Origin of the sequence: Klebsiella sp. 64 (genome assembly GCF_018223915.1) — a bacterium.
In the GTDB taxonomy this organism is placed as follows: Bacteria; Pseudomonadota; Gammaproteobacteria; order Enterobacterales; family Enterobacteriaceae; genus Klebsiella; species Klebsiella pneumoniae.
The window spans coordinates 75,449-102,436 of the sequence record NZ_JAGRQZ010000020.1; the positions used below are offsets into that span (position 1 = coordinate 75,449).

Annotated in this window: 26 protein-coding genes and 5 tRNA genes; 21 read left to right on the forward strand and 10 right to left on the reverse strand. The window is 58.7% G+C overall.

All coding sequences use genetic code 11. The annotated features are described in order from the left end of the window. Nucleotides 1-16: 16 nt before the first annotated feature. Both norW and norV read right to left on the reverse strand, forming a co-directional pair. Entirely contained in the window at nt 17-1,150 is a 1,134-nt protein-coding gene (gene norW / locus KHQ23_RS15835; protein WP_032434961.1) for an NADH:flavorubredoxin reductase NorW, read from the reverse strand. After that, nucleotides 1,147-2,595 (reverse strand): anaerobic nitric oxide reductase flavorubredoxin, encoded by a 1,449-nt coding sequence (gene norV, locus KHQ23_RS15840; protein ID WP_211776846.1) that lies wholly within the window; start codon nt 2,593-2,595, stop codon nt 1,147-1,149. Before norV ends, norW begins: the two co-directional genes overlap by 4 nt. Nucleotides 2,596-2,782: 187 nt before the next feature. Between norV and norR the strand changes: the two genes are divergently transcribed. Further along, nucleotides 2,783-4,333, forward strand: coding sequence for a nitric oxide reductase transcriptional regulator NorR (norR, locus tag KHQ23_RS15845; protein WP_032434960.1), 1,551 nt, complete (start codon nt 2,783-2,785; stop codon nt 4,331-4,333). Here the strand turns inward: norR and gutQ are convergent. From gutQ to KHQ23_RS15880, 7 genes are all read right to left on the reverse strand, one after another. Next, the gene (gene gutQ / locus KHQ23_RS15850; protein WP_004174691.1) at nt 4,296-5,261 is read right to left on the reverse strand and encodes an arabinose-5-phosphate isomerase GutQ; all 966 of its coding nucleotides are present in this window, start codon (nt 5,259-5,261) and stop codon (nt 4,296-4,298) included. The genes norR and gutQ overlap by 38 nt on opposite strands. Then, nucleotides 5,254-6,027 (reverse strand): DNA-binding transcriptional repressor, encoded by a 774-nt coding sequence (locus KHQ23_RS15855; protein ID WP_004181024.1) that lies wholly within the window; start codon nt 6,025-6,027, stop codon nt 5,254-5,256. The genes gutQ and KHQ23_RS15855 overlap by 8 nt, the downstream gene beginning before the upstream one ends. A 66-nt stretch (nt 6,028-6,093) precedes the next feature. Further along, nucleotides 6,094-6,453 carry a transcriptional regulator GutM gene (gutM, locus tag KHQ23_RS15860; RefSeq protein WP_004145754.1) on the reverse strand — a complete coding sequence of 120 codons (360 nt, stop codon included), beginning with the start codon at nt 6,451-6,453 and terminating at the stop codon, nt 6,094-6,096. A 157-nt stretch (nt 6,454-6,610) separates the two neighbouring features. Then, nucleotides 6,611-7,390 carry a sorbitol-6-phosphate dehydrogenase gene (gene srlD, locus KHQ23_RS15865; RefSeq protein WP_002914815.1) on the reverse strand — a complete coding sequence of 260 codons (780 nt, stop codon included), beginning with the start codon at nt 7,388-7,390 and terminating at the stop codon, nt 6,611-6,613. A gap of 12 nt (nt 7,391-7,402) precedes the next feature. After that, a complete protein-coding gene (gene srlB, locus KHQ23_RS15870) occupies nt 7,403-7,765 on the reverse strand; it encodes a PTS glucitol/sorbitol transporter subunit IIA (RefSeq protein ID WP_032434959.1) in 363 nt (120 codons plus the stop codon). Between the two features lie 13 nt (nt 7,766-7,778). Beyond that, nucleotides 7,779-8,759 carry a PTS glucitol/sorbitol transporter subunit IIB gene (locus KHQ23_RS15875; RefSeq protein WP_004149462.1) on the reverse strand — a complete coding sequence of 327 codons (981 nt, stop codon included), beginning with the start codon at nt 8,757-8,759 and terminating at the stop codon, nt 7,779-7,781. Next, a complete protein-coding gene (locus tag KHQ23_RS15880) occupies nt 8,756-9,319 on the reverse strand; it encodes a PTS glucitol/sorbitol transporter subunit IIC (RefSeq protein ID WP_002914812.1) in 564 nt (187 codons plus the stop codon). Before KHQ23_RS15880 ends, KHQ23_RS15875 begins: the two co-directional genes overlap by 4 nt. Nucleotides 9,320-9,595: 276 nt before the next feature. On the opposite strand from KHQ23_RS15880, the gene mltB reads away from it, so the two are divergent. The 20 genes from mltB (at nt 9,596) to KHQ23_RS15980 (ending at nt 25,318) form a co-directional block, all read left to right on the forward strand. Then, nucleotides 9,596-10,675 (forward strand): lytic murein transglycosylase B, encoded by a 1,080-nt coding sequence (mltB, locus tag KHQ23_RS15885; RefSeq protein ID WP_032434958.1) that lies wholly within the window; start codon nt 9,596-9,598, stop codon nt 10,673-10,675. Nucleotides 10,676-11,013: 338 nt separating this feature from the next. Continuing rightward, a complete protein-coding gene (locus tag KHQ23_RS15890; protein WP_015958867.1) occupies nt 11,014-11,724 on the forward strand; it encodes a metal ABC transporter ATP-binding protein in 711 nt (236 codons plus the stop codon). Further along, nucleotides 11,721-12,584: a metal ABC transporter permease gene (locus tag KHQ23_RS15895; RefSeq protein ID WP_004149458.1), complete on the forward strand. Its 864-nt coding sequence runs from the start codon at nt 11,721-11,723 to the stop codon at nt 12,582-12,584. The genes KHQ23_RS15890 and KHQ23_RS15895 overlap by 4 nt, the downstream gene beginning before the upstream one ends. A 7-nt stretch (nt 12,585-12,591) precedes the next feature. Next, entirely contained in the window at nt 12,592-13,470 is an 879-nt protein-coding gene (locus KHQ23_RS15900; RefSeq protein ID WP_211776848.1) for a metal ABC transporter substrate-binding protein, read from the forward strand. Nucleotides 13,471-13,609: 139 nt separating this feature from the next. After that, entirely contained in the window at nt 13,610-14,107 is a 498-nt protein-coding gene (gene pncC, locus KHQ23_RS15905; protein ID WP_002914771.1) for a nicotinamide-nucleotide amidase, read from the forward strand. Between the two features lie 90 nt (nt 14,108-14,197). Further along, the gene (recA, locus tag KHQ23_RS15910) at nt 14,198-15,256 is read left to right on the forward strand and encodes a recombinase RecA (RefSeq protein WP_002914769.1); all 1,059 of its coding nucleotides are present in this window, start codon (nt 14,198-14,200) and stop codon (nt 15,254-15,256) included. Nucleotides 15,257-15,323: 67 nt separating this feature from the next. After that, nucleotides 15,324-15,824, forward strand: coding sequence for a recombination regulator RecX (gene recX, locus KHQ23_RS15915; protein ID WP_004213244.1), 501 nt, complete (start codon nt 15,324-15,326; stop codon nt 15,822-15,824). Between the two features lie 250 nt (nt 15,825-16,074). Continuing rightward, complete coding sequence (gene alaS, locus KHQ23_RS15920) at nt 16,075-18,702, forward strand: alanine--tRNA ligase (protein ID WP_047693846.1); 2,628 nt, start codon at nt 16,075-16,077, stop codon at nt 18,700-18,702. Nucleotides 18,703-19,065: 363 nt separating this feature from the next. Continuing rightward, nucleotides 19,066-19,251 (forward strand): carbon storage regulator CsrA, encoded by a 186-nt coding sequence (gene csrA / locus KHQ23_RS15925; protein ID WP_000906486.1) that lies wholly within the window; start codon nt 19,066-19,068, stop codon nt 19,249-19,251. A 322-nt stretch (nt 19,252-19,573) separates the two neighbouring features. Then, nucleotides 19,574-19,666 (forward strand) — tRNA-Ser (locus KHQ23_RS15930). 4 nt (nt 19,667-19,670) lie between these two features. Then, nucleotides 19,671-19,747 (forward strand) — tRNA-Arg (locus KHQ23_RS15935). A gap of 150 nt (nt 19,748-19,897) precedes the next feature. Further along, nucleotides 19,898-19,974 (forward strand) — tRNA-Arg (locus tag KHQ23_RS15940). Nucleotides 19,975-20,035: 61 nt separating this feature from the next. Continuing rightward, a tRNA-Arg gene (locus KHQ23_RS15945) sits at nt 20,036-20,112 on the forward strand. 228 nt (nt 20,113-20,340) lie between these two features. Further along, nucleotides 20,341-20,417 (forward strand) — tRNA-Arg (locus KHQ23_RS15950). A 354-nt stretch (nt 20,418-20,771) separates the two neighbouring features. Then, on the forward strand, nt 20,772-21,086 hold the full coding sequence (locus tag KHQ23_RS15955; RefSeq protein WP_002914359.1) for a BON domain-containing protein: 315 nt from the start codon (nt 20,772-20,774) through the stop codon (nt 21,084-21,086). Nucleotides 21,087-21,211: 125 nt separating this feature from the next. Further along, nucleotides 21,212-21,778, forward strand: a complete 567-nt coding sequence (gene yqaB / locus KHQ23_RS15960; RefSeq protein WP_004174701.1) for a fructose-1-phosphate/6-phosphogluconate phosphatase — start codon at nt 21,212-21,214, stop codon at nt 21,776-21,778. Continuing rightward, nucleotides 21,775-22,203, forward strand: a complete 429-nt coding sequence (locus KHQ23_RS15965; RefSeq protein ID WP_002914355.1) for a YqaA family protein — start codon at nt 21,775-21,777, stop codon at nt 22,201-22,203. The genes yqaB and KHQ23_RS15965 overlap by 4 nt, the downstream gene beginning before the upstream one ends. A 66-nt stretch (nt 22,204-22,269) precedes the next feature. Then, the gene (gshA, locus tag KHQ23_RS15970) at nt 22,270-23,826 is read left to right on the forward strand and encodes a glutamate--cysteine ligase (RefSeq protein ID WP_002914353.1); all 1,557 of its coding nucleotides are present in this window, start codon (nt 22,270-22,272) and stop codon (nt 23,824-23,826) included. Nucleotides 23,827-23,982: 156 nt separating this feature from the next. Further along, complete coding sequence (gene luxS / locus KHQ23_RS15975; RefSeq protein WP_002914351.1) at nt 23,983-24,498, forward strand: S-ribosylhomocysteine lyase; 516 nt, start codon at nt 23,983-23,985, stop codon at nt 24,496-24,498. Between the two features lie 52 nt (nt 24,499-24,550). Beyond that, nucleotides 24,551-25,318 carry a helix-turn-helix transcriptional regulator gene (locus KHQ23_RS15980; RefSeq protein WP_004149452.1) on the forward strand — a complete coding sequence of 256 codons (768 nt, stop codon included), beginning with the start codon at nt 24,551-24,553 and terminating at the stop codon, nt 25,316-25,318. On the opposite strand, the gene leuA is transcribed toward KHQ23_RS15980, so the two are convergent. Further along, nucleotides 25,297-26,973, reverse strand: a complete 1,677-nt coding sequence (leuA, locus tag KHQ23_RS15985) for a 2-isopropylmalate synthase (protein ID WP_004185353.1) — start codon at nt 26,971-26,973, stop codon at nt 25,297-25,299. The two genes, KHQ23_RS15980 and leuA, sit on opposite strands and share 22 nt — an antisense overlap. Nucleotides 26,974-26,988: the final 15 nt, after the last annotated feature.

The window sequence follows — 26,988 nt, forward strand, 5'->3', positions numbered from 1 at the left end:
CAAGCCGGGAAAACCATCAACTTACCAGTTGTTTGAGCAGCGCAAAGGCTTCCTTCATTTTGTCTTCGCTGACCACAAAGGCGCGCAGCTGGTTTTCGGCATCCACGCCTTTCGCCACCAGCCCCTCTTTGGCGGCCACGATGTTCCACGTCAGATCGTCGCGGCGGGTGTCGCCGGCCAGATGCAGCGGCAGATCCGGGGTTTTCACCTTCACCAGCATTGGCGGCAGCTTGAGTTCTCCCGCCTGCGCCAGCAGATTTTTACTCAGGCACATGGCGCTGAGTAAAATCGGCTGCAGGAACGGCAGTACCACGCCGTTGATTTCCGCACAGTCGCCGAGCGCATAAATCGCCGGGTCGCTGGTTTGCAGCTGGCTATTGACCACAATACCGCGGTTAATCTGCAGTCCGGCGTGGCGCGCCAGCGACGTTTCCGGGCGCAGGCCGGCGGCGGCCACCACCGCATCGACGGTTATCGCGCGCTGGCGATCGAGACTGACGCGAATGCCGTCGGCGGTTTGCTCCAGCCCCTCCAGCTGCGTTTTCAGCATCAGATGTACGCCCATCTCGGTGAGCCGATGCTGCAGGCGGCTGCTGGCCTCCGGCGGCATCAGCGCCGCCAGCACGCTGGCGGAGTTATCGACTACCGTTACCGCTTTACCGGCGCGGCAGAAATCCATCGCCAGTTCGCAGCCAATCAGGCCGCCGCCGACGATCAGCACGCGCTTCGCGTCGTGCAGCCGGCTCTGCGCCGCGCCATATTCGCGCTGGCTATTGAGCGTTAGCATCAGCTCGCGCCCCGGCACCGACGGGATAAACGGCGTCGCGCCGGTGGCCAGCACCAGTTTGTCGTAGCGCCACTGGTTATCGTGGCTCTTCACTAACCGGTTTCCGGCGTCGATATCGCTTACCCAGGTATGGGGAAACAGACGCAGAGTGTACTGCTCGGCGAACTCGCCGGCGCTTTGCAGGGTCAGATCGTCGGCCTTCTGTCCGCGGCTGATGACATGGCTGAGGTCCGGTTTGTTGTATTCATCCATGCTATCGGCGGCGATGAGGGTCAGCGGGATTTGCGCATCCTGCTTACGAATATTTTTCACCAGCTGGCGGGCCGCGAAGCCCGAGCCGATGATGACGATGCCATCACTCATTTTGCCTCCGTCGCCAGTACGTCAAAGACATCTTTGCCAAGAGAACACTCAGGGCAGAGGAAATTGTCCGGCACTTCGCTCCACGGCGTACCCGGCTGTACATCCTGATTAGGTTCGCCTTTCGCCGGGTCATAGACCCACTGGCACACGCTGCACTGCATCATGGGACCGAGATCGGCGGCCGCGGCCGCGGCACAGGCGCAGTCCTGTGGTTCCGGCGTTGTCGCTGCTTCAGCAACCGGCAGCGGCGAGAGGGCCCATTGGCGAGCGATGTCGCGACCGTGTTGGCGGCACAGCTCCAGCGCGTCGATATCCGGGCGCCATTTGGCTTTCAGGCTCAGCGACATCTCAAAGCCGGCATCCTGCAGGCGGGTGGACAGGCGGTCTACCGCGCCGCCGCTCCAGCCGTGCGAGCCAAAGGCGCTGGCGCGTTTATTGCGAAAACGCAGCCCGGTCATCTCTTCCACCAGCCCGGCGATTTTCGGCATCATCACGTTGTTCATGGTGGACGTGCCGACAAGTACGCCTTTCGAGCGGAAAACATTGGTGAGGATGTCGTTTTTGTCGCTGCGGGCGACGTTAAAGATTTTCACCGCTACCCGTGGGTCAACCTCGGTGATCCCCTGGGCAATGGCGTCCGCCATCATGCGGGTATTATTGGACATGGTGTCGTAAAAGATGGTGATGCGATCTTCCTGATAATCCGCCGCCCACTCGAGGTATTTCTCGACGATTTGCGTCGGGTTATCGCGCCAGACCACGCCGTGGGAGGTGGCAATCATCTCCACCGGCAGGTTGAAGCCGAGGATTTCAGTAATTTTCGGCGTCACCAGGCGGCTGAAGGGCGTCAGGATGTTGGCGTAGTAGCGCTGGCACTGTTCGTACAGTTCAGTCTGGTCCACTTCATCGTTGAACAGATGTTCGTCGCAATAGTGCTGGCCGAAGGCGTCGTTGCTGAACAGCACCGCGTCGCCGGTCAGGTAGGTCATCATGCTGTCCGGCCAGTGCAGCATCGGCGTTTCCACGAAGATCAGCTGTTTACCGTTACCGATGTCGAGAGTATCGCCGGTTTTCACCACGTGGAAGTTCCACTCCGGATGATGATGGTGGCCGTTGATCGAGTCGATGGCGTTGGCGGTGCAGTAGATCGGCGTATCCGGGATCCGCATCATCAGTTCGGTCAGCGCGCCGGCATGGTCCTCTTCGGCGTGGTTAATGACGATATAGTCGAGGTCGGCGAGGTCGATTTCGCGGCGCAGGTTCTGTACGAACTCGCGGCTGAATTTATGATCGACGGTATCGATCAGCACGTTTTTCTCTTCGCGGATGAGATAGCTGTTGTAGCTGCTGCCGCGCAGCGTTTTATATTCGGTGCCGTGGAAATCACGCACTTCCCAGTCACGTTGGCCAACCCAAAGAATGTTATTTTTCACCACAATAGACATAGCAACCTCAATCAATACAGTGTGTTTAAACTCAGTTGACTGGCTTATATCAAGTTGCGTGCCAACTTTTTAATTCATTGATAATTATCTGTTTTTAATTTTTTCTGATTTTGGTTGTTGTCAAAATGACAATGGTTAAAATAGTCGATATGACAATGCGTATTGTCAAAATGACAATGGAGCGGCAATGAGTTTTTCCGTCGACGAGCTGGCGAGAATCGCCATAGATTTACAAAGCGATATTGGTCACACCGACCGCTTTTCGCGCCTGATTACTACCCTGCGGCAAATTCTTGGCTGCGATGCCTCGGCGCTGCTGCGCTATGAGGCGCATCAGTTTGTGCCGCTGGCGATCGATGGCCTGGCGCAGGATGTGCTCGGTCGGCGCTTTGCCCTGGAAGGACACCCGCGGCTGGAGGCGATTGCGCGCGCCGGGGATGTGGTGCGCTTCCCGGCGGATAGCGACCTGCCCGACCCCTATGACGGGCTGATCCCCGGTCATGAGAGCCTCAAAGTCCATGCCTGCGTGGGACTGCCGCTGTTTGCCGGGCAGACGCTGATTGGCGCGCTGACCCTGGACGGCATGGATGCCGATCGTTTCGATAGCTTCAGCGATGAAGAGCTGCGGCTGATTGCCGCGCTGGTGGCCGGGGCGCTGAATAATGCGCTGCTTATCGCCCGCCTTGAAGCGCAAAACGTCCTGCCGGCGCAGGCGGTGAATTACCCGCTGCCGGAGCGCCAGGAGATCATCGGCCTGTCGGGGCCCATGCTGCAGCTGAAAAAAGAGATCGATATCGTCGCCGCCTCGGATTTAAACGTGCTGATCAGCGGCGAAACCGGCACCGGCAAAGAGCTGGTGGCGAAGGCGGTGCATCAGGGGTCGCCGCGAGCCGCCAACCCTCTGGTGTACCTCAACTGCGCGGCGCTGCCGGAAAGCGTAGCGGAGAGCGAGCTGTTCGGCCATGTGAAAGGGGCATTTACCGGGGCTATCAGCAACCGCAGCGGTAAATTTGAGATGGCGGATAACGGCACCCTGTTTCTTGACGAAATCGGCGAACTGTCGCTGGCGTTGCAGGCCAAACTGCTGCGCGTGCTGCAGTATGGCGATATTCAGCGCGTCGGCGATGACCGCAGCCTGCGGGTCGATGTGCGGGTGCTGGCGGCGACGAACCGCGATCTGCGCCAGGAGGTGGTGGAAGGGCGCTTTCGCGCCGACCTGTACCATCGGCTGAGCGTCTTCCCGCTGTCGGTTCCGCCGCTACGCGAGCGGGAAAGTGACGTGGTGCTGCTGGCGGGCTATTTCTGTGAGCAGTGCCGCCTGCGGATGGGGCTGGCGCGGGTCATTTTGGCTGAGGCGGCGCGAAACCGGCTGCAGCAGTGGTCCTGGCCGGGCAACGTGCGCGAACTGGAGCATGCTATCCATCGGGCGGTGGTGCTGGCGCGGGCCACCCAGGCCGGTGATGAAGTGGTCCTGGAGCCGCAGCATTTCCAGTTTGCGGTGGCGGCGCCGATGTTGCCGACTGAGATGGCGGCAGCGGCGCCCGCGACGGGAAACATCAATCTGCGCGAGGCGACCGACTCTTTTCAGCGAGAAGCCATTAGCCGCGCGCTGGAGGCTAACCAGGGCAACTGGGCGGCGACCGCCCGAGCGCTGGAACTGGACGTCGCCAACCTGCATCGGCTGGCGAAACGTCTGGGGCTTAAAGGATCCCCGCCTGGTAAAAGTTCTGCAGGTTAATGGCGCCGACCAGTTGGCCGTTCTCATCCACTACCGGCGCGGCGCTGATTTTGTGTTTCATCAGCCGCTCTTTGGCTTCCACCGCGCGGCTATCCGCCTGCAGCGTTACGCCGTTGCGGGTCATCGCCCGAGTGACGCCATCGTTGAGCGTACCGCCAGCAACCAGCCAGCGGCGCAGGTCGCCGTCGGTGAAAACGCCCTGCACGCGGTTGGCTTCATCGCAGACCGCCACCAGGCCGAGTCCGGTTCGGCTTAGTTCGAGCATGGCGTCCATGACGTTAGCCTCGGTATTGACCCGCGGCACTTCTTCATCACGACGCATCAGGTGATGCACTTTGTTCAGCAGCCGCGCGCCGAGGGCGCCCGCCGGGTGGGAACGGGCGAAATCCTCTTCATTGAAACCGCGCGCCTGCATCACCGCCATCGCCAACGCGTCGCCCAGCATCAGCGTATTGACGGTGCTGGAGGTTGGCGCCAGATGCATCGGGCAGGCCTCGCGCTCCACGGCGATATCCAGCACCGCTTTCGCCGCCAGCGCCAGCGGCGAGGTGGATTTGCCGGTCATCGCCAGCAGCGGAATGCCTTTTTCTTCCAGCCGCGGCACGATGAGATCCAGCTCTTTCGCGCTACCGGAGTAGGAGATAAACAGCATCACGTCGCGGCTATCGAGCATGCCGAGATCGCCGTGCAGGGCTTCCGCCGGATGGACGAAAAAGGCCGGGGTGCCGGTGCTGGCGAATGTTGCCGCCAGCTTTTTACCGATGTGGCCGGATTTACCGATACCGGAGACAATCAGTTTGCCCTCGCAGTGGATAATGGTTTCCGCCGCGCGGATGAAGTCGTCGCCCAGGCGCTCCGGCAGGCGGCTCGCCTCCTGCAGCTCAAGCATCAGGGTCTGGCGTCCGGCCTCTAACAAAAAGTTACTCATGATGTTCTCCAGTAATAATGACTGCTATGCCTTTGGCTTCCAGCGCCCGCTGGAATTCCGGGTCAATATCGGCATCGGTAATCAATTTATCCACGCGTTCAAGGCCGCAGACAATATTGGGGCTTTTACGACCAAACTTGGATGAGTCGGCCATCAGGATCACTTCGCGGGCGGCGTTGCACATCGCTTTGCTGACGGTATAGACCTCATTAAAGGTAGTGACTCCGGCGTTCAGATCGATACCGTCGGTGCCCATAAACAGCTTGTCGAAGCTGAACTGTTCGAAGGCGTTTTCCGCCAGCTGGCCGTGAAAAGAGGCCGATTTTTTACGGAAGGTGCCGCCCGGCATCAGGATGGTCTGCTCGTTATCGAACTCTGATAGCGCGTTGACGATATGCAGGCTGTTGGTCATCACCGTGATGTTATTAAAGTGACTCAGCAATGGCACCATCTGCAGCACGGTGCTGCCGGCGTCGAGGATAATTGAATCGCCATCGTGGATGTATCGCACGGCGGCCTCGGCAATCTGGGCTTTTTTATGGGTGTTGATCAGCGTTTTATGGTCAATCGGCGGATCGGCTTCATCCTTGTTGAGTACCACGCCACCGTAGGTGCGAATGACGGTGCCGGCGTTTTCCAGCGTGACCAGATCCTTGCGGATGGTGGTGCCAGTGGTATCGAAGTGTTGCGCCAGCTCTTCGACCGAGCATTTTCCCTGCGACTGCAGGAACTCGAGAATGGCTGCCTGGCGCTGACGTGGTTTCATAGGCGTCTATCCTGCGTTTAAGTTTCGAAGTGATAATTTCGCAAGATATTTACTTTTACAACGAAATTATCCATGTTTCGGATTAAGCGCTAATGATAGTGCATTCTGACAGCGCGGATCATGGGGAAAGATCACATCAGGCTGCAATTCCGCAATATGTTTGCCTGCCAGAGCCGGGATCTTTTGCGGACTGGCGAAAATGGTGAAGCCTTTCATCAGCAGCGTGTCGCTAATGCGGTCGTTATCATCGACGGCGATGGCGACGATGGCGCGCGGTTGAAAGCGCCCGGCGGAGCGGCCGACGCCCACCCGCCCCTGCTGGCACAGGCTATCAAAGGCGCGATTGAAGCGGCGGATCTGCCAGCCGCCAAAGGCCAGCTGGGTAAGCCAGGCGATGGCGGCGACGATGATTAATGCAGTAACCATAGGTCTCTCCTTAAGGGGGGCGGGAACAGCCCAGGTCACGGCGCGAGCGCCTAACCCGAGCGACCCGCGGTGCCGTTTTTTTGTCGGGTGGCGGCTAACGCCTTACCCGACCTACAGTTTTGTAGCCCGGATAAGCGCAGCGCCATCCGGGAACCTGTTAAAACATCACCTGGCCGCCGGTGACGTTGATTGACTGCCCGGTGCAGTACGACGCCTGTGGGCTAGCGTAAAACATCAATACGTTCAGCACATCCTGATATTCGCAGCCGCGCTTCAGCGGCACCTTGTCGATGTAGTACTGCTCGACTTCGCTCTCATCGATACCGAGCTTGGTGGCATACTGCGGCAGCAGCGACTGGAACATCGGCGACTTCAGCAGATTGCCGAGCATCAGCGAATGCACGGTAATGCCATATTCCGCCAGATCCAGCGCCAGCGACTGGGTCAGCCCGACGCCGCCGAACTTCGCCGCGCTGTAGCCGGAGTTGTGCTTACTGCCGACTTTGCCGGATTTCGAGTTGATCTGAATGATCCGCCCCTTAATGCCGTCGCGGATCATCAACCGCGAGAACTCGCGGGCGCAGAGAAAATAGCCCACCAGATTGACCTGCAGCGAGCGGTCGAAATCCCCCAGCGCGAAGTCGCTAATAAACGCCGCCTTGGCGATCCCGGCGCTGTACACCAGCAGGTCGACGCGCGAAAAAATCTCATCCACCCCGTGGGCCAGGGCGGTGACGCTGGCCTCGCTGGTGGCGTCGGCGCCGAAGCCGTACGCCATACCTTCGCCATACTCAGCGTTAATCTCCTGGGCGACGCGGCTGGCTTTTTCGCTCTGAATATCGACCACCGCCACGCGGTAGCCCTCGGCGGCCAGCCCGCGGCACAGAAACTCTCCTAAGGTTTGTCCACCGCCAATGACAACAGCAACCTGATTCATCTCTCTCTCCTTTTAAGCAACAAACTTCAGTACGCAGCCGGGCGCGATGGCGTCCGGCACCGGGCCCGCCACATGGACGGTACCTGGGAACTCCGCTTCACGATGGCCGTCAAAGCGCAGGGTGATGTGGCCCAGCTCGCGCAGGTTTTGTTCAGCGACCTCGCCGACGGCGGTCACCAGGTAGCGCTGTTCGCCAAGCTGCAGCTCTGCCCCCGGCTGCAGCGTGCCAGCAAGCTCGCCGTGGTTGTGAATAAAGCAGTACTCTTCGATATCCGCCGGGGCGCCCTCGCGGAAGGTGATCAGCATTTGCTCTTCCAGCGCCATCGTCGCGCAGGCGCCGATGTGCGTAATGGTGGTCTGGTAAATCACAGTCATCTGCAGGAACCTCTTACTGGTAAATAAATCCGGAAACGAACCACGCGATCAGCACCGTTGGTGCGCCGGTCAGAAAGCGGCTGACCAGCACCGACGGCACGCCGACGCGCACGGTATCCTGGCGGGCTTCGGCTAGCGACAGGCCTACCGGAATAAAATCGCAGGCGGCCTGGGCGTTAATGGCGAATAGGGCGGGCAGGGCGAGGTGCGGCGGAATGTTGCCGAGGCCGATTTGAACGCCGATCAGCACGCCGATCACCTGGGCAATAACCGCGCCGGGGCCGAGAAACGGCGACAGCAGCGGGAAAGAGCAAATCAGCGCCAGGGTTACCAGTCCCAGCGGATGGCTGGCGAGCGGCGCCAGGCCGTGGGCGATCCAGTCGCCGATGCCGGAGGCCATGATGATGCCGATCAGCGCCGAGACGAAAGCCATAAACGGCAGAATGGTTTTCAGCACCGTATCAATGGTGTCGCGCCCGGCCTGGAAGAGCACCGCCACCACCGAACCCATGCCCATCCCGACCTTCGCCAGCAGGCCATCGCTCTGTTCAGTAATCTTCTTGCTGGTGTCGTAATCGCGACCCGCGCTCTTGTTTTCCGCCGGCGGCTCGGAAACCCCTGCGCTGTCGGGAGCGATGCACTGGATGTTGTCCTCTTTGACGCCGGAGACATAAATATCTTCCGTGATGTACTGGGCCAGCGGCCCTGATTTGCCGGTGGCATGGATATTCACCGTCGGGATGCGGCGCTTAGGATAGAGCCCGCAGCGCAGGGTGCCCCCGCAGTCGATAATTGCCACGCCGATGTCGCTTTCCGCTGGTTCCCCCTCTTTAAACCCGTCCACCGGCTGCCAGCCGGTCAGGCTGGCGATGCGGTCAACGATCGCCGGGCGGGTGCCGGCGGTGATATAGACGATCTTTTTGCCTTCGACGGCGTCGAGCTCAAGCGGGCCGCCCCAGCCGCCGGTGCCTTTCTCTATACGAATACGGGTCATGATGTCGCTCCTGACAGATGCACTTTCTGGGAAAGCTGAATCGCCATTTTTCTCTCGAAAATCGAGGTGGTCAGGTCGGTGACCCAGCCGCGGAAGAAGTTAGTCACCAGCCCGACCAGCAGGTAGCTCACCGCCAGCGGACCGAGCGGTAGGCCGAGGGTAGTGAGGCCGTTGGCGATGCCGAGATAGACGAACAGCTCGCCGGGGTTGATATGTGGAAACAGCCCGTTCATTGAGTGGCAGCTATACGACGCCGCCGCGTAATAGCTGGGCTTGTACTTCTCTGGCATAAACCGGCCGAGGCTTAACGTCATTGGGTTACAAAACACGAAGGTGCCGATGCAGGGTAGCAGCAGGTAGCGGGAGATTGGGTTTCCTGCGCAGCGCTGCGCCAGCTTCTCGATCCGCTGCTGGCCGATAAAGTTGATCAGCGCGTTCATGATCACCAGCAGGCTGATCAGCAAGGGGAGGATCCCGGTCACCATGCCGGTAAATACCTCGCCGCCTTTCTGAAACAGGCCGATAAACCACTCCGCGCCGTGGGTCACGACGTCAATCATTGTTCTCTCCTTCAGCATGTTATTTTTCTTGCTAATCGCAGGCTGATTTTAATCATTTTGAAAGGTTTAAAAGTGTTAAATGGATCGCAAAATGAAAGATAAATATTTTATTTTGAAAGATGATGCGGGCGAGATGAAATGTTGCAGGGCATGAAAGCACGCAGGGGAGGAGCCGTTGAAGGACTATTTTGTCTACAAACAGATTGTCGCTTTCTTGTTGGTCGTCGCATGCTTTACCATAATTATCCCTTGCTGAATTTGTTAAACGGAATTCCCATGTTGAAGCGTCGCTATCTGGCTTTACTTCCCCTTTGTGTGCTCCTCGCTGCCTGCAGCAGCAAACCCAAGACCCCCGCGGAAACGGAGATGGCGAGTGGAACCGGCGGCTTTTTGCTGGAACCGCAGCATAACGTGATGCAGATGGGCGGCGACTTCGCCAACAACCCGGTGGCGGCGCAGTTTATCGATAAGATGGTGGCGAAGCACGGCTTCGACAGGCAGCAGCTGCAGGAGATCCTGTCGCAGGCAAAGCGCCTGGATTACGTCCTGCGGCTGATGGATCGTCAGGCGCCGACCGGCCTGCCGCCAACCGGGCCGACCGGCGCCTGGCTGCGCTACAAGAAACAGTTCATTACCCCGGATAATGTGCAGAACGGCGTGGTGTTCTGGAATCAGTATCAGGACGCGCTCAACCGCGCTTATCAGGTTTACGGCGTGCCGCCGGAAATCATCGTCGGCATTATCGGCGTGGAGACTCGCTGGGGCCGGGTGATGGGCAAAACCCGGATCCTCGACGCGCTGGCGACGCTGTCGTTTAGCTACCCGCGCCGCGCCGAATACTTCTCGTCGGAGCTGGAAACTTTCCTGCTAATGGCGCGCAGCGAAAGCGACGACCCGCTGGATCTGAAAGGCTCTTTCGCCGGGGCGATGGGCTACGGCCAGTTTATGCCGTCCTCCTATAAGCAGTATGCGGTCGATTTTAACGGTGACGGACATATCAACCTGTGGGACCCGGTGGATGCTATCGGCAGCGTGGCCAACTACTTCAAACAGCATGGCTGGGTGAGCGGCGATCTGGTGGCGGTGCAGGCGCTGGGGCAGGCCCCGGGGCTGGAGAATGGTTTCAAGACTAAATACAGCGTTTCGCAGCTGGCGGCCGCAGGGCTGACCCCGACCCAGCCGCTGGGTAACCATCAGCAGGCCAGCCTGCTGCGGCTGGACGTCGGCACCGGCTATGAGTACTGGTACGGGCTGCCGAACTTCTACACCATCACCCGCTACAACCACAGCACCCACTACGCGATGGCCGTCTGGCAGCTGGGTCTGGCGGTTGCGCAGGCCCGCGGCGGTTATTAATCCTTTCATCCGGCTGACAATTTCCCAGCCTCCCCGGATAGCGGCGCGTAGCGCCTTATCCGGGCTACGGTCTGGTATCCGGTTGCTAGCCCCGGTAAGCGCAGCGCGACCGGGGGATGACGCCGGGGAGGCCGCGCTTATCCCCCCGTTTTTTCCCGTCTCCATGCCTCTTGTTGACCTTTGTTACATTTCCGCTGACTGACGCTGATTTACATTCTTTCTTCGCTTCGTTATTGTTATGTTATAACATTAAATTGAGGCGGGGATATGTTCACATCGATTTTTATGGCATCCGGCGCGGCGCGCGCGGCTATCGCAGGCGTGCTGCTGGCGGCGCTATGGTTAGCAACCTGGTGGGCGGTGACGCTGCCATGATTGAACTGGAGCAGCTGGTCGCCGGCTATGACGGGGTAGCGATCACCCCTCCGCTGAGCGGGATGATATGCCCCGGCAGCCTGACGGCAATTGTTGGCCTCAATGGCTGCGGAAAATCAACGCTGCTGAAAACCCTCGCCGGGTTTCTTCCGCCGGTCAGTGGCCGCCTGCGCTGGCAGGGAAAACGGCCGGTGATCGGCTGGCTGGCGCAGCGCCATGCCCTCGAGTCGCAGTTTCCTCTCAACGTGCAGGATGTGGTAAGCCAGGGCGCATGGCCCGGCGTGTCGCTGCTGCGCGGTCTGGGGGGCGGCACCCGGCGACGCATCGGCGCGGTGCTGGAGCGGGTCGGGCTGGCGGGCCTGGCGAAAACGCCGATCGAAGCGCTCTCCGGCGGCCAGTTTCAGCGCATGCTATTTGCCCGGGTGATGGTGCAGCAGGCGCCGCTGGTGATGCTCGACGAGCCCTTCACCGGTATCGACGAAGCGACCAGTCGCGAACTAATGGATTTGATCCTCGAGATGCACCGGCAGGGACAGACCATCCTGGCGGTGCTGCATGATAACCAGCGGGTGGCCGACTTTTTCCCCGAGACGCTGCTGCTGACTCCCCAGCGCGCCTGCTGGGGCGCTACCCGGGCGGTGCTCCCGGCCTTCAGTCATGTGAGGTCGGCATGATCTGGCATACCTTCTTTCAGCCTTTCATTGAATTCGGCTTTATGCGTCGGGCCCTCGTGGTGTGTCTGGCGCTGTCGCTGAGCACCACCATGCTGGGCGTCTTCCTGCTGCTGCGGCGCATGAGCCTGATGGGCGATGCGCTGTCGCACGCCATTCTCCCCGGCGTGGCGGTGGGGTATCTGCTGAGCGGCATGTCGCTGCTGGCCATGACCCTCGGCGGCTTCATCGCCGGTATCGTGGTTGCCTTGGTGGCCGGGTGGGTGAGCCGGCGGACACCGTTAAAAGAGGACGCCAGTTTTGCCGGATTTTATCTGGGCTCGCTGGCCCTGGGCGTCACCCTGGTGTCGCTGCGCGGCTCCAGCGTGGACCTCCTGCATCTGCTATTTGGCTCCATTCTGGCGGTCGACCGCGATGCGGCGCTGTTTGTCAGCGGCGTCGCCAGCCTGACGCTATTGTGCATTGCGCTGTGCTACCGCGGTCTGGTCAGCGAGGCGTTCGACAGCGCCTGGCTGCAGGTGAATCACCGGCGGCTGCCTGCGCTGCTGCATGGGCTTTTTCTGGCGCTGCTGGTGCTTAATCTGGTGGCCGGGTTTCAGGTGCTCGGCACGCTGATGGCGGTAGGGGTAATGATGCTCCCGGCGGTCGCCGCGCGCTGCTGGGCGCGCACGCTGCCGGGCATTCTGCTACTGGCGGCGGGAATGGGCGCGCTCTGCGCCTGGCTGGGATTAAGCCTCTCCTGGGCGATTAGTCTTCCCGCCGGGCCCGCTATTGTGCTGACCGCCAGCGCACTGTTTTTTGTTTCGCTATTTTTTGGCACGCGCAGCCGGCTGCTGGTCGGTTGGCGCACATTGATGGGGTAAGGAAATGATGAAACGTAGTGCAATAGTGGTCGCGCTGGCCCTCGGCCTGATGGCGCAGGGGGCCATGGCGAAAACGCTGAATGTGGTAAGCAGTTTTTCGGTGTTGGGTGATATAGCGCAGCAGGTCGGCGGGGAGCATGTCCATGTGGATACCCTGGTCGGCCCGGACGGCGATCCGCACACCTTCGAACCGTCTCCGAAGGATAGCGCGCTGCTCAGCAAGGCCGACGTGGTGGTGGTTAACGGCCTGGGGCTGGAAGGGTGGCTGGATCGCCTGATTAAGGCCTCTGGTTTTAAGGGCGAGCTGGTGGTGGCATCGAAAGGCGTCAAGACCCATACCCTTGATGAAGAGGGTAAAACGGTGACCGATCCCCACGCCTGGAACAGCGCAGCGAACGGCGCATTGTATGCGCAGAATATCCTCGATGGTCTGGTGAAAGCCGACCCGGAAGATAAAGCGGCGTTGACCAGCAGCGGCAAGCGCTATATCGACCAGCTGACGTCTCTCGACGGCTGGGCGAAAGCGCAGTTCAGCGCCATTCCGCTGGCCAAGCGCAAGGTCCTGACCAGCCATGACGCTTTCGGCTATTTTGGCCGGGCTTATCACGTGACCTTCCTCGCGCCACAGGGGCTCTCTTCAGAGAGCGAGGCTAGCGCGGCGCAGGTGGCGGCGCTGATTAAGCAAATCAAAGCGGATGGCGTCCATTCCTGGTTTATGGAGAACCAGCTTGACCCGCGGCTGGTGAAGCAGATTGCCAGCGCCACCGGCGCGCAGCCGGGGGGCGAACTCTATCCGGAAGCGCTATCTAAGCCGGGCGGCGTCGCCGATAGTTACGTCAAAATGATGCGTCACAACGTTGAGCTTATCGCTAACAGCATGAAGTAACAGGTTGTCTGGTCGTCCTGGTTATCACAGGACGACCCATTTCTGGATCCCCCCTCGTAAAATCGCCGCTTCATCCCCATATCTCTGTCGAAAGTGCTATCTTTGATGGCCTCTTTATCCAGAGCAAAGCGGGGCGATAATGACCGATTCAGAATTAATGCAGCTAAGCGAGAAGATTGGCCGGGCGCTGAAGGCGCGTGGGGCGACGGTGACCACGGCGGAATCCTGTACCGGCGGCTGGATTGCGAAAGCGATCACCGATATTGCCGGCAGCTCGGCGTGGTTTGAACGCGGCTTTGTCACCTACAGCAACGAAGCTAAATCGCAAATGATCGGCGTCAGCGAAGCGACGCTGCGCGACAACGGCGCGGTAAGCGAACCGGTGGTGGTGGAGATGGCGATTGGCGCGCTGCGCGCGGCGCGTGCGGATTATGCCATCTCCGTTAGCGGCGTCGCCGGGCCGGATGGCGGCAGCGTCGAAAAGCCGGTCGGCACGGTATGGTTCGGCGTCGCCAGCGTGAGCGGGCAAGGGGTGACGCGGCGGGAATGCTTTGCCGGAGACCGCGAAGCGGTGCGTCGTCAGGCGACGGCCTATGCGCTAAATCTGCTCTGGCAACAATTTCTACAAAACACTTGATACTGTATGACCATACAGTATAATTGCCTCAACTGAACAAATATTAACGGCGAAGCGAACACGCTTTACCCTGCATGATTAGGAGTAACAATGGCGATCGACGAAAACAAACAGAAAGCGTTGGCGGCTGCACTGGGCCAGATCGAAAAGCAATTCGGTAAAGGCTCCATCATGCGCCTGGGTGAAGACCGCACCATGGATGTGGAAACCATCTCCACCGGCTCGCTTTCTCTGGATATCGCGCTGGGCGCCGGCGGTCTGCCAATGGGCCGTATCGTCGAGATCTACGGTCCGGAATCCTCCGGTAAAACCACCCTGACGCTGCAGGTTATCGCCGCAGCGCAGCGCGAAGGTAAAACCTGTGCGTTCATCGATGCTGAACATGCGCTGGATCCGGTCTATGCACGCAAACTGGGCGTCGATATCGACAACCTGCTGTGTTCTCAGCCGGACACCGGCGAGCAGGCGCTGGAGATCTGTGACGCGCTGGCGCGCTCTGGCGCGGTTGATGTTATCGTCGTCGACTCCGTCGCGGCGTTGACGCCGAAAGCGGAAATCGAAGGCGAAATCGGCGACTCTCACATGGGCCTTGCGGCGCGTATGATGAGCCAGGCGATGCGTAAGCTGGCGGGTAACCTGAAGCAGTCCAACACGCTGCTGATCTTTATCAACCAGATCCGTATGAAAATTGGCGTGATGTTCGGTAACCCGGAAACCACTACCGGTGGTAACGCGCTGAAGTTCTACGCCTCTGTGCGTCTGGACATTCGCCGCATCGGCGCGGTGAAAGAGGGCGACAATGTCGTCGGCAGCGAAACCCGCGTCAAAGTGGTGAAAAACAAGATCGCCGCGCCGTTTAAACAGGCCGAATTCCAGATCCTCTACGGCGAAGGCATCAACTTCTACGGCGAGCTGGTAGACCTCGGCGTGAAAGAGAAGCTGATTGAGAAAGCGGGTGCCTGGTATAGCTACAACGGCGACAAAATCGGTCAGGGTAAAGCGAACGCGATCACCTGGCTGAAAGAGAACCCGGCGGCGGCGAAAGAGATTGAGAAGAAAGTGCGCGAACTGCTGCTCAACAATCAGGATGCGAAGCCAGACTTCGTTGTTGACGGCAACGACGCAGAAGAAACCGAACAGGATTTCTGATATCGTCTGCAAGACTGACAGGGCTGCTTAGGCAGCCCTTTTGCTTTGTGAGATTATCGAGGTGCCTGTGACTGAACCTTCATCACGCCGCTCCGGCTACGCCCGCCTGCTGGACCGTGCTATCCGCATTCTGGCGATGCGCGACCACAGCGAGCAGGAGCTGCGACGCAAGCTGGTCGCTCCGGTGATGAGCAAAAACGGTCCTGAGGCGCTGGACGTCACCCCCGACGAGCTGGAGCAGGTTGTCGCCTGGTGTATCGAAAACCGCTACCTTGACGACAACCGCTTCGTCGGCCAGTTCATCGCCAGCCGGAGCCGCAAAGGCTATGGTCCGGCGCGCATTCGCCAGGAGCTCAGCCAGAAAGGCATTGCGCGCCAGGTCGTTGACCAGGCGATGCGCGAATGCGATATCGACTGGGTGAGCCTTGCCAGGGAGCAGGCACAGCGTAAATACGGCGAACCGTTACCTTCCGCCTTTACTGAAAAAGTGAAAGTTCAGCGATTCCTGCTTTACCGCGGCTACCTGATGGAAGATATCCAGGAAATCTGGCGAAATTTTGCAGATTGACCCATCCGGGATTTTACTTCGCCGTAAAGAAAACTTATCTTATTCCCACTTTATTCCGTCGGGCCGCTGGTTGTGACTGTGCAGGCAGCGGCCTGGGCGATTATTCCTTTACACAAAATCATTCAAGCTGCATCAGGGCGGCAAGAGAGACTCTCTTTCGCAACGTACGTCAGTTCGGTGCCGGAAGAGCAAGCGCAGCCAGGACAGAGGCGACTTGAAGGATGACGTGTAGCTTGATTTCAGGATAATTATGAGCAAGAGCACCGCTGAGATCCGTCAGGCGTTTCTCGACTTTTTCCATAGCAAGGGACATCAGGTAGTTGCCAGCAGCTCCCTGGTGCCGCACAACGATCCGACCCTGCTGTTTACCAATGCAGGGATGAACCAGTTCAAGGATGTCTTCCTTGGTCTCGACAAACGTAATTATTCGCGTGCGACCACCGCACAGCGTTGCGTGCGTGCGGGTGGTAAACACAACGATCTGGAAAACGTCGGTTACACCGCGCGTCACCACACCTTCTTTGAAATGCTGGGCAACTTCAGCTTTGGCGATTACTTCAAGCAGGATGCCATCAAATACGCGTGGGAACTGCTGACCGGTGAGAACTGGTTCGCGCTGCCGAAAGAAAAACTGTGGGTTACCGTTTACGAGACCGATGACGAAGCTTTCGACATCTGGGCCAATGAAGTAGGCGTTCCGCGCGAGCGTATTATCCGCATCGGCGACAACAAAGGCGCGCCGTTTGCTTCTGACAACTTCTGGCAGATGGGCGACACCGGTCCGTGCGGCCCGTGCACCGAAATCTTCTTTGACCACGGCGATCACATCTGGGGCGGCCCTCCGGGAAGCCCGGAAGAAGATGGCGACCGTTACATTGAGATTTGGAACATCGTCTTCATGCAGTTCAACCGTCAGGCTGACGGTACCATGGAGCCGCTGCCGAAGCCGTCCGTCGACACCGGTATGGGTCTGGAGCGTATTGCCGCGGTGCTGCAGCACGTTAACTCCAACTATGACATCGATCTGTTCCGCGATCTGATCGCCAGCGTGGCGAAAGTCACCGGCGCGACCGATCTGACGAACAAGTCGCTGCGCGTTATCGCCGACCACATTCGCTCCTGCGCCTTCCTGGTTGCCGACGGCGTGATCCCGTCGAATGAAAACCGCGGCTACGTGCTGCGTCGTATCATTCGCCGCGCGATCCGTCACGGCAACATGCTGGGCGCGAAGGACACCTTCTTCTGGAAACTGGTTGCCCCGCTGATCGATGTGATGGGCTCCGCCGGCGACGAGCTGAAGCAGCAGCAGGCTCAGGTTGAGCAGGTGCTGAAAACCGAAGAAGAGCAGTTTGCCCGCACCCTCGAGCGCGGCCTGGCGCTGCTGGATGAGGAGCTGTCGAAGCTGAAAGGCGACACCCTGGACGGCGAAACCGCCTTCCGTCTGTACGACACCTACGGCTTCCCGGTCGACCTGACCGCCGATGTGTGCCGCGAGCGCAACATCAAGGTTGATGAAGCTGGTTTTGAAGCCGCGATGGAAGAGCAGCGCCGCCGCGCGCGCGAGTCCAGTGGTTTCGGCGCCGACTATAATGCGATGATCCGCGTTGACGGCGCCTCTGAATTTAAAGGCTACGATCATCTGGAGCTGAACGGCAAGGTTACCGCCCTGTTTATCGACGGCAAAGCGGTGGATAGCGTTAGCGCTGGCCAGGAAGCGGTGGTGATCCTTGACCAGACCCCGTTCTATGCGGAGTCCGGCGGCCAGGTGGGCGATAAAGGCGAATTAAAAGGCGCGGGCTTCTCCTTCGCAGTCAGCGACACGCAGAAGTACGGCCAGGCTATTGGTCATATCGGTAAAGTCGCCAGCGGCTCACTGAAAGTGGGTGACGCGGTGCAGGCCGACGTAGATGAGGCTCGCCGTCAGCGTATCCGTCTCAACCACTCCGCGACGCACCTGATGCACGCGGCGCTGCGCCAGGTGCTCGGCACCCATGTGGCGCAGAAAGGTTCGCTGGTCAATGATAAAGCGCTGCGCTTTGACTTCTCGCATTTTGAAGCGATGAAGCCGGAAGAAATTCGTGCGGTGGAAGACCTGGTCAACACGCAGATCCGTCGTAACCTGGCTATCGAAACCAACATTATGGATATCGATGCCGCGCGCGCATCCGGCGCCATGGCGCTGTTTGGCGAGAAATACGACGATCGCGTGCGCGTTCTGCGGATGGGCGATTTCTCCACGGAGCTGTGCGGCGGGACTCACGCGGCGCGTACCGGCGATATCGGCCTGTTCCGCATCACGTCAGAGTCCGGCACCGCTGCTGGCGTGCGCCGTATCGAAGCGGTGACTGGCGAAGGCGCGATGGCCATCCTGCATGCGCAGAGCGATCAGCTCAATGATATCGCTCAGCTGCTGAAGGGTGACAGCCACAATCTTGGCGAGAAGGTTCGCGCCGCGCTGGAGCGTACCCGTCAGCTGGAAAAAGAGCTGCAGCAGCTGAAAGAGCAGGCTGCGGCGCAGGAGAGCGCAAACCTCTCCAGCAAAGCGGAAGAGATTAACGGCGTTAAGCTGCTGGTCAGCGAACTGACCGGCGTTGAGCCGAAAATGCTGCGTACCATGGTTGACGATCTGAAGAACCAGCTCGGTTCGACGATCGTTGTATTAGCTACGGTAGCGGATGGTAAGGTTTCTCTGATTGCAGGTGTGTCTAAGGATGTGACAGACCGCGTGAAAGCAGGGGAGCTGGTTGGTATGGTCGCCCAGCAGGTGGGCGGTAAAGGGGGCGGTCGTCCGGATATGGCGCAGGCCGGTGGTACCGATGCGTCTGCTCTCCCTGCAGCGTTAGCCAGTGTGAAAGGCTGGGTCAGCGCAAAACTGTAATAACTATAAACGCATTTACCCTAAATAATTCGAGTTGCAGGAAGGCGGCGACGCAGCGAATCCCCAGGAGCTTACTCAAGTAAGTGACTGGGGTGAGCGAGGAAAGCCAACACGCATGCAACTTGAAGTATGAGGGGTATAGGTGCCATAACCAGAGGGTTATGGCACCTTGCGTCAGAAACACTGATAACGATAAAGTCGGGTTGAAATTGTGTATATCGGCTAAACTTAGGTTTAACAGAATGTGATGCCATGACTGCTTATACCCTAAGGTATTTGTCATCGCTTACTTTTTGGCGTTATATGATGGATAATGCCGGGATACGAGAGACCCGACTCTTTTAATCTTTCAAGGAGCAAAGAATGCTGATTCTGACTCGTCGAGTTGGTGAGACCCTCATGATTGGAGATGAGGTCACTGTGACAGTTTTAGGGGTGAAGGGTAACCAGGTTCGTATTGGCGTAAACGCCCCTAAAGAAGTGTCTGTTCACCGTGAAGAGATCTACCAGCGTATTCAGGCTGAAAAATCCCAGCAGTCCAGTTACTAAGGTTTCCGCGCCTCGCTGTGCAGTGAGGCGCATCACTTACCGCCGCTTTTTCCCTTTTTCTATTTTTTCCCCCTGCGCCATACCGCTTTTCATTACCCTTTGCCGCTTTGGTCGTTTGGCGTTATGCCAGCGTCAGGGCTGATTTCCTGTTGATAAATTGCCCTTTTTGCCGTTTTTGCACGCGAATTGCGTGCGAAGTGTGCAAACGAAAAAAGGTCTCGAAAAAGTGTTTGACTTATAAGTACCAGAAAGTAATATGTGCGCCATCGCAGCGACGAAGAGCAGAAACAAGTTCTTCGAAGCACTCGAAAGAGGCGTGTGTGGTGAGGTGGCCGAGAGGCTGAAGGCGCTCCCCTGCTAAGGGAGTATGCGGTCAAAAGCTGCATCCGGGGTTCGAATCCCCGCCTCACCGCCATTTTGCATCCGTAGCTCAGCTGGATAGAGTACTCGGCTACGAACCGAGCGGTCGGAGGTTCGAATCCTCCCGGATGCACCATCTTCTTTCTGAATTAAGAGAGAAGAGCGCTGTGAAAGCAGCGGCCCGCAGTGCGAGGCATAATCGAGTCACTCTACCGATTATGCCATCATACTCAGTGTGGCATGTGTTAGTTGTGACACTGACGCGTAGTAAAGCAAGTTTCCCGATGCATCCGTAGCTCAGCTGGATAGAGTACTCGGCTACGAACCGAGCGGTCGGAGGTTCGAATCCTCCCGGATGCACCATTCTTTAATAAGAATGGCAAATCGCGAAATTTGATATCAGAATTACAGCAGTAATCCCGATGCATCCGTAGCTCAGCTGGATAGAGTACTCGGCTACGAACCGAGCGGTCGGAGGTTCGAATCCTCCCGGATGCACCATATTCTCCTTGATAACAGCGACGATGTTGTTTTATGGTCTGAGAAATTATCGCCAGCACCAGGGAGGATAACGTTGCGTAAGCAACGGCCCGTAGGGCGAGGCGCAGCCGAGTAATCCTCCCGGATGCACCATATTCTCCTTAGTAACAGCAACATTGTTGTTATCTGGTTTGCGAAACCATCGTAAGTGCCAGGAGAGTAACCCCGCAGTAAAATAGCTTTCCCGATGCATCCGTAGCTCAGCTGGATAGAGTACTCGGCTACGAACCGAGCGGTCGGAGGTTCGAATCCTCCCGGATGCACCATATTCTCCTTAGTAACAGCGACGATGTTGTTTTATGGTCTGCGAAATCATCGCCAGCACCAGGGGGATAACGTTGCGTAAGCAACGGCCCAAAGGGCGAGGCGTAGCCGAGTCATCCTCCCGGATGCACCATATTCTCCTCAGTAACAACGACGATGTTGTTGCGTAGGCTGCGAAATTATCGCCGCACCCGTTCTGAATGCATAATCTTCACTCTTCTCTCACCATCCCGATTACCTCGTTTTCCATCACTGGCTTCATCCTGACTTTTTTATTGGCAAGACGCGCTTTCCACTATAATTTATCCTTGTATATCAGCGTTATCAGGCTGAGATAAATGCAAGGAGAGAAATCCATGAAATGGTTCAAAGCAATACCTGCTTTTTGCGCGACGCTGCTGGTAACGACGGCCCTCGCTGGCTGTGCGGGATCGGCTACAAAGGAGAGTACGGGCGGCTATATTGACGATACCGTGGTGACCACCAAGGTGAAAACGGCGCTCTTTAATGATAAAGACATTAAGTCCTCAGAAATTAGCGTCCAGACCTTTAAAGGCCGCGTCCAGCTGAGCGGATTTGTCTCCTCCGCGGAGAGCGCTAAACGAGCCGTAGAAGTCACACGCCGAGTGCAGGGCGTGCGAATGGTCGAGAACGATCTGCGTATTAAATAAGGCTGGTTATCCGGCCTAATGTTTGGGGGCGCCTGAGGGCGCCTTTGTCGTCTGCGCCGCTGGCCGCGACAACGGCGGGCTTTTGCGTTACAGTAATCATTCCCAAACCGGTTGGTGAGAAGACAATGTACGAAGGTTACGCAGGACTGATCTTTGATATGGATGGCACCATTCTCGATACCGAGCCGACCCATCGGCAGGCATGGAACGAGGTGTTGGGCCGCTACGGTATGCGTTTCGACGAACAGGCGATGGTCGCGCTCAATGGCTCACCAACCTGGCGAATCGCCCAGGCGATTATCGAACTCAATCAGGCCGATCTCGATCCACATCGTCTGGCGCAGGAAAAAACCCAGGCCGTCAAAGCGATGCTGCTGGACAGCGTACGCCCGTTGCCGCTGATTGAGGTGGTTAAGGCATGGCACGGCCGTCGCCCGATGTCGGTGGGAACCGGCAGCGAGAGCGCCGTCGCCGAAGCGCTGCTGGCGCACCTGGGGCTGCGTCATTACTTCTCCGCGGTGGTGGCGGCCGATCATGTGGTCAACCATAAACCCGCGCCCGATACCTTCCTGCTGTGCGCCGAGCGCATGGGCGTCGCGCCGGAAAAATGCGTCGTCTTCGAAGATGCCGACTTTGGTCTGCAGGCGGCGAAGCGCGCGGGAATGGACGCAGTTGACGTGCGTTTGCTGTGAGCGACGCGCTGTCACTCACCTCGCTGTTTGCCAGTAGCTTTTTAAGCGCCACGCTGCTCCCCGGCAATTCGGAGGTTGTGCTGGTGGCTATGCTACTTGCGGGGGTCAGTCATCCGTGGTGGTTAGTATTAATAGCAACAATCGGCAATAGCCTTGGAGGGGTAACTAACGTTATTCTGGGGCGCTTGTTTCCGCTGCGCAAAACCTCGCGCTGGCAGGAGCGGGCGGCCGGCTGGCTTAAGCGCTACGGCGCGGTCACGCTCTTACTGAGCTGGGCGCCGGTTGTCGGCGATTTACTGTGTTTGCTGGCGGGATGGATGCGCATTTCCTGGGGACCGGTACTCTTTTTCTTATGCCTTGGTAAGGCGCTGCGCTATATCGCTATTGCGGCAGCGACGCTTCAGGGCATGACGTGGTGGCACTAATTGGACTGACAGTTCATCCATTACAATTATGCTTATTCAAACGATTTCGACAGGCGGGAGGTCAAATTGATCCCGGACGTATCACAGGCGCTGGCCTGGCTGGAAAAACATCCGCAGGCTCTGCAGGGTATTCAACGTGGTCTGGAGCGGGAAACGCTGCGCGTGAACGCAGACGGCACCCTTGCAACGACCGGTCACCCTCCGGCGTTAGGCTCAGCGCTGACGCATAAATGGATTACCACCGATTTTGCCGAAGCTTTACTTGAGTTCATTACGCCAGTAGATGGCGATATTGAGCATATGCTGACCTTTATGCGCGATGTCCATCGCTATACCGCGCGTCAGCTTGGCGACGAGCGGATGTGGCCGCTGAGCATGCCATGCTATATCGCCCCCGGTCAGGATATTGAGCTGGCGCAGTACGGCACCTCTAACGTGGGGCGCCTGAAAACGCTATATCGCGAGGGGCTGAAGAACCGCTATGGCGCGCTGATGCAGACTATCTCCGGCGTGCACTATAACTTCTCCCTACCGATGGCCTTCTGGCAGGCAAAATGTGGTGTGGAAGATGCCGAGAGTGGTAAAGAGGCCATTTCGGCGGGCTATTTCCGCTCAATTCGTAACTACTATCGCTTTGGCTGGGTGATCCCCTATCTGTTTGGCGCCTCGCCGGCGATTTGCTCCTCATTCCTGCAAGGCAAACCGACAACGCTGCCCTTTGAGGAAACGGGCAACGGCATGTATTACCTGCCGTATGCCACCTCGCTGCGCCTCAGCGACCTTGGTTATACCAATAAGTCGCAAAGCAATCTCGGAATTACGTTTAACGATCTGCACGAGTATGTGGCAGGATTGAAGCGGGCGATTAAAACGCCGTCGGAAGAGTACGCCAAAATCGGGCTGCAGAAAGACGGCAAGTATCTGCAGATCAACAGCAACATTCTGCAGATTGAAAATGAACTTTATGCGCCGATCCGCCCGAAACGCGTCACCCGTCGGGGCGAAACCCCGTCCGATGCGCTGTTGCGCGGTGGTATTGAGTATATCGAAGTGCGTTCGCTGGATATCAATCCGTTCTCGCCGATCGGCGTTGACGCCCAGCAGGTGCGTTTCCTCGACCTGTTTATGGTCTGGTGCGCGCTGGCCGACGCGCCGGAGATGAGCAGCGATGAGCTGCTGTGCACCCGCACCAACTGGAATCGGGTGATTCTGGAAGGGCGTAAGCCGGGCTTAACGCTGGGGATTGGCTGCGAAAGCGCGCAGTTCCCGCTGGCTCAGGTGGGCAAAGATCTGTTCCGCGATTTACGCCGCGTGGCGCAGACCCTGGACAGTATCCACGGTGGCCAGGCATATCAGCAGGTCTGCGACGAGCTGCTGGCCTGCTTTGACGATCCGGAATTAACCTTCTCAGCCCGCATTCTGCGTTCTATGATTGAAGAAGGCATTGGCGGTACCGGCCGTGCGCTTGCCGATCGTTACCGGACGCAGCTGCGCGAAGAGCCGCTGGAGATCCTGAGCGAAGACGATTTTATCGCCGAGCGCGACGCGTCGGTGGCGCGACAAAAGAAAGTGGAAGCTGAAGACAGCGAGCCGTTTGAGGCGCTGCTGGCGCGGCACGCGTAGCGCTGGAAAAGAAAAAGGCCACATCACTGTGGCCAAACTTTCATCTCTGATTCAGGGATGATGATGATAATAAATGCGCGTCTTTCATATACTGAGACTCGCGGCTGAACAAAGAGTTCATTTTATTTTAAAAAAATTCACTCCCGGAGGTGACGAATGCCGTTGTTAGATAGTTTCACAGTCGACCATACCCGAATGGAAGCCCCAGCGGTGCGTGTCGCGAAGAAAATGAACACGCCGCATGGCGATGAAATCACCGTTTTCGATCTGCGCTTCTGCGTACCGAACCAGGAAGTGATGCCGGAACGCGGTATCCACACCCTGGAGCATCTGTTCGCGGGCTTTATGCGCGATCATCTGAACGGGAATGGCGTGGAAATTATCGACATTTCGCCAATGGGCTGCCGCACCGGCTTCTATATGAGCCTGATTGGTACGCCGGACGAGCAGCGCGTCGCTGACGCCTGGAAAGCGGCGATGGCCGATGTGCTGAAGGTGAAAGATCAGAACCAGATCCCGGAGCTCAACGTCTACCAGTGCGGGACTTACACCATGCACTCGCTGGAAGAGGCCCAGGACATCGCTCGCCATATCATTGAGCGCGATGTGCGCATCAACAGCAACGACGAACTGGCGTTGCCGAAAGAAAAACTGCAGGAACTGCACATCTAGTGCTTCCGCCACGGCCCGACGCCTGTCGCCGGGCCGCTCTTCTAACGCCGCGATGACGACGACGCTTTCCTTCTCCTTTCAGCACCGCCCACTGGTGCCCTTTGCCCATGATTATGCCCACGGTGACCAGGAAGACTGGCATCAGCATGACTGCGCCCAGCTGCTGCATATACTAAGCGGCGTGGTGCGGGTCGCGACGCCGGTAGGCTACTGGGTGGTGCCGCCCGGGCGCGGCGTCTGGCTGCCGGCGGGAACGCCGCACGCGCTACGCATGACCGGCAACGTGGCGGCGCGCACCCTGTTTATCGATCCGCTGGCGCGCGCCGATCTTCCGGCGGGCTGCCAGATCGTACAGATCACGCCGCTGCTGCGGGAACTGATCGTGTCATCCCTGGCGCTGGCGGAACGCTATGCCCCCGCCAGCCGCGACGAAAGAATTTATGAACTGATCCTCGATGAGATCCGCGGGATGGCGATCCTGCCGTTTGGCCTGCCGGAGCCGCAAAGCGAAACGCTGCGTCGGCTGTGCCAGCAGGTACGCGAGGCGCCGGGCGAGGCCTGGAGCAGCGGCCAGGCGGCGAAGGCGTGCAGCATGAGCGAGCGAACCCTAAACCGCCATTTTCAGCAGCAGACTAGCCTGACGTGGAGCGAGTGGGTGCGCCGGGCGAAGCTAATGGAAGCGCTGGTGCGCCTGGCGCAGGGCCACTCCGTGCTTCGGGTGGCGCTGGAGCTGGGCTACGGTAGCCACAGCGCCTTCAGCGCCATGTTTCGTCGGGTGATGGGCGTCGCCCCCAGCGACTATTTTCGTCCCCCGGCCTGATCGGCGGCGCTGAGCGCATTGCACAGCGCCTGCAGCGAGGCGCGCGCCACGTCATTATCGATACCCACGCCCCAGTAGCTTTCTCCTTGCGGAAAAACGCAGCGGATATAGGCCACCGACCGGCTGTCGCTGCGCGCGCCGAGGGTATGCTCATGATAGTCCTTGATCATAAACGGCTGCCGAAACAGCGCGCTGAGCCCGCTGGCTGCGGCGGAGAGCAGGCCGTTGCCCTGGCCCTGCAGGCGTCGGGTTTCGCCGTGGTGACGCAGCGTTGCCTGCAGGGAAAGCTGGCCATCCTGCTGGCTGGCGCTCTGATAATCGAGCAGCGTCAGCGCCGGTTGCGCCTGCAGCCCGTAGCGCGTGCGGAACAGCTGCCACAGCGCATGGTGGGTCATCTCTTTGCCGTCGCTATCGGTGGCCTGCTGAACGTGCTGGCTGAAGTCCTGCTGCAGCCCGCGGGGCAGTTTCAGACCATGATTTTGTTCGATAAGCCAGGCGCTGCCGCTCTTCCCCGACTGGCTGTTGACGCGGATCACCGCCTCATAGCTGCAGCCAATATCCTGCGGGTCAATGGGCAGGTAGGGCATCTGCCACGGATCGCCAGGCTGACGGGCATCAAACCCTTTTTTGATCGCATCCTGATGGGAGCCGGAGAAGGCGGTGTAAGCCAGACTTCCCGCCCACGGGTGGCGCGGGTGAACGGGGATCTGGTTGCAGTTTTCCACCACCTCCACCACCCGGTTCATCTGCTCGAAGCGAAGCTCAGGGTCGATGCCCTGGCTGTAGAGGTTCATCGCCAAAGTCACCAGACAGACGTTGCCGGTGCGTTCGCCGTTGCCAAACAGGCAGCCTTCTACCCGATCGGCGCCGGCCATCACCGCCAGCTCGGCGCTGGCGACGCCGGTGCCGCGATCGTTATGCGGGTGCACGCTGATGCAGACCTCGCCGCGGCGGGAGAAGTGGCGGCAAAAATACTCGATCTGATCGGCATAGACGTTGGGGGTGTTGACTTCCACCGTCGCCGGCAGATTGACGATCATCGGTCGCTCGGCGCAGGGCTGCCAGACATCCGCCACCGCTTCGCAAATCTCAAGCGCAAACTCGGGCTCGGTGAAGCAGAAGGTTTCAGGCGAATATTCATATTGCCAGCGGGTCTCCGGCTGCTGTTCGCACTGCTGACGGATAAGCCGGGTGGCGCGGGTCGCGAGGGCGATCACCTCGGCCTTGTCCATGCCGAAAACCAGCTCGCGGAACAGCGGCGCGGTGGCATTGTAGAGGTGGACGGTAGCCCGGCGGGCGCCGCGCAGCGCCTCAAAGGTGCGCAGGATCAGCGGGTCTCGCGCCTGGGTCAGCACCTGGATGGTGACATCCTCCGGGATGCGCTGTTCGTCAATCAGCTGGCGGACAAAGTTGAAATCGGTTTGTGAGGCGGAAGGGAAGGCGACTTCAATCTCTTTAAAGCCGCACTCCAGCAGCAGATCCCAGAACTGCAGTTTGCGGGCGCTGTCCATGGGCTCCGCCAGCGCCTGGTTGCCGTCGCGCAGGTCAGTCGACAGCCAGCGCGGGGCGTGACTGATTTGCCGGTCTGGCCAGCGGCGGTCAGGCAGGGCGATCGGCGGATAGGGACGGTACTTTTCAGCAGGATGGCTCAGCATAGTGTTCTCCTTAAT

Excerpts from the sequence above, each read along its gene's own strand:
- norV (WP_211776846.1), bottom strand. The coding sequence starts at position 2,595 with ATGTCTATTGTGGTGAAAAATAACATTCTTTGGGTTGGCCAACGTGAC.
- KHQ23_RS15900 (WP_211776848.1), top strand. The coding sequence starts at position 12,592 with ATGAAACGTAGTGCAATAGTGGTCGCGCTGGCCCTCGGCCTGATGGCG.
- srlB (WP_032434959.1), bottom strand. The coding sequence starts at position 7,765 with ATGACTGTGATTTACCAGACCACCATTACGCACATCGGCGCCTGCGCG.
- yqaB (WP_004174701.1), top strand. The coding sequence starts at position 21,212 with ATGTACGAAGGTTACGCAGGACTGATCTTTGATATGGATGGCACCATT.
- leuA (WP_004185353.1), bottom strand. The coding sequence starts at position 26,973 with ATGCTGAGCCATCCTGCTGAAAAGTACCGTCCCTATCCGCCGATCGCC.
- KHQ23_RS15890 (WP_015958867.1), top strand. The coding sequence starts at position 11,014 with ATGGTTAGCAACCTGGTGGGCGGTGACGCTGCCATGATTGAACTGGAG.
- norR (WP_032434960.1), top strand. The coding sequence starts at position 2,783 with ATGAGTTTTTCCGTCGACGAGCTGGCGAGAATCGCCATAGATTTACAA.
- srlD (WP_002914815.1), bottom strand. The coding sequence starts at position 7,390 with ATGAATCAGGTTGCTGTTGTCATTGGCGGTGGACAAACCTTAGGAGAG.
- KHQ23_RS15895 (WP_004149458.1), top strand. The coding sequence starts at position 11,721 with ATGATCTGGCATACCTTCTTTCAGCCTTTCATTGAATTCGGCTTTATG.
- luxS (WP_002914351.1), top strand. The coding sequence starts at position 23,983 with ATGCCGTTGTTAGATAGTTTCACAGTCGACCATACCCGAATGGAAGCC.
- KHQ23_RS15875 (WP_004149462.1), bottom strand. The coding sequence starts at position 8,759 with ATGACCCGTATTCGTATAGAGAAAGGCACCGGCGGCTGGGGCGGCCCG.
- KHQ23_RS15955 (WP_002914359.1), top strand. The coding sequence starts at position 20,772 with ATGAAATGGTTCAAAGCAATACCTGCTTTTTGCGCGACGCTGCTGGTA.
- alaS (WP_047693846.1), top strand. The coding sequence starts at position 16,075 with ATGAGCAAGAGCACCGCTGAGATCCGTCAGGCGTTTCTCGACTTTTTC.
- KHQ23_RS15980 (WP_004149452.1), top strand. The coding sequence starts at position 24,551 with ATGACGACGACGCTTTCCTTCTCCTTTCAGCACCGCCCACTGGTGCCC.
- KHQ23_RS15880 (WP_002914812.1), bottom strand. The coding sequence starts at position 9,319 with ATGATTGACGTCGTGACCCACGGCGCGGAGTGGTTTATCGGCCTGTTT.
- mltB (WP_032434958.1), top strand. The coding sequence starts at position 9,596 with ATGTTGAAGCGTCGCTATCTGGCTTTACTTCCCCTTTGTGTGCTCCTC.
- KHQ23_RS15855 (WP_004181024.1), bottom strand. The coding sequence starts at position 6,027 with ATGAAACCACGTCAGCGCCAGGCAGCCATTCTCGAGTTCCTGCAGTCG.
- pncC (WP_002914771.1), top strand. The coding sequence starts at position 13,610 with ATGACCGATTCAGAATTAATGCAGCTAAGCGAGAAGATTGGCCGGGCG.
- gutQ (WP_004174691.1), bottom strand. The coding sequence starts at position 5,261 with ATGAGTAACTTTTTGTTAGAGGCCGGACGCCAGACCCTGATGCTTGAG.
- csrA (WP_000906486.1), top strand. The coding sequence starts at position 19,066 with ATGCTGATTCTGACTCGTCGAGTTGGTGAGACCCTCATGATTGGAGAT.
- norW (WP_032434961.1), bottom strand. The coding sequence starts at position 1,150 with ATGAGTGATGGCATCGTCATCATCGGCTCGGGCTTCGCGGCCCGCCAG.
- gutM (WP_004145754.1), bottom strand. The coding sequence starts at position 6,453 with ATGGTTACTGCATTAATCATCGTCGCCGCCATCGCCTGGCTTACCCAG.
- recA (WP_002914769.1), top strand. The coding sequence starts at position 14,198 with ATGGCGATCGACGAAAACAAACAGAAAGCGTTGGCGGCTGCACTGGGC.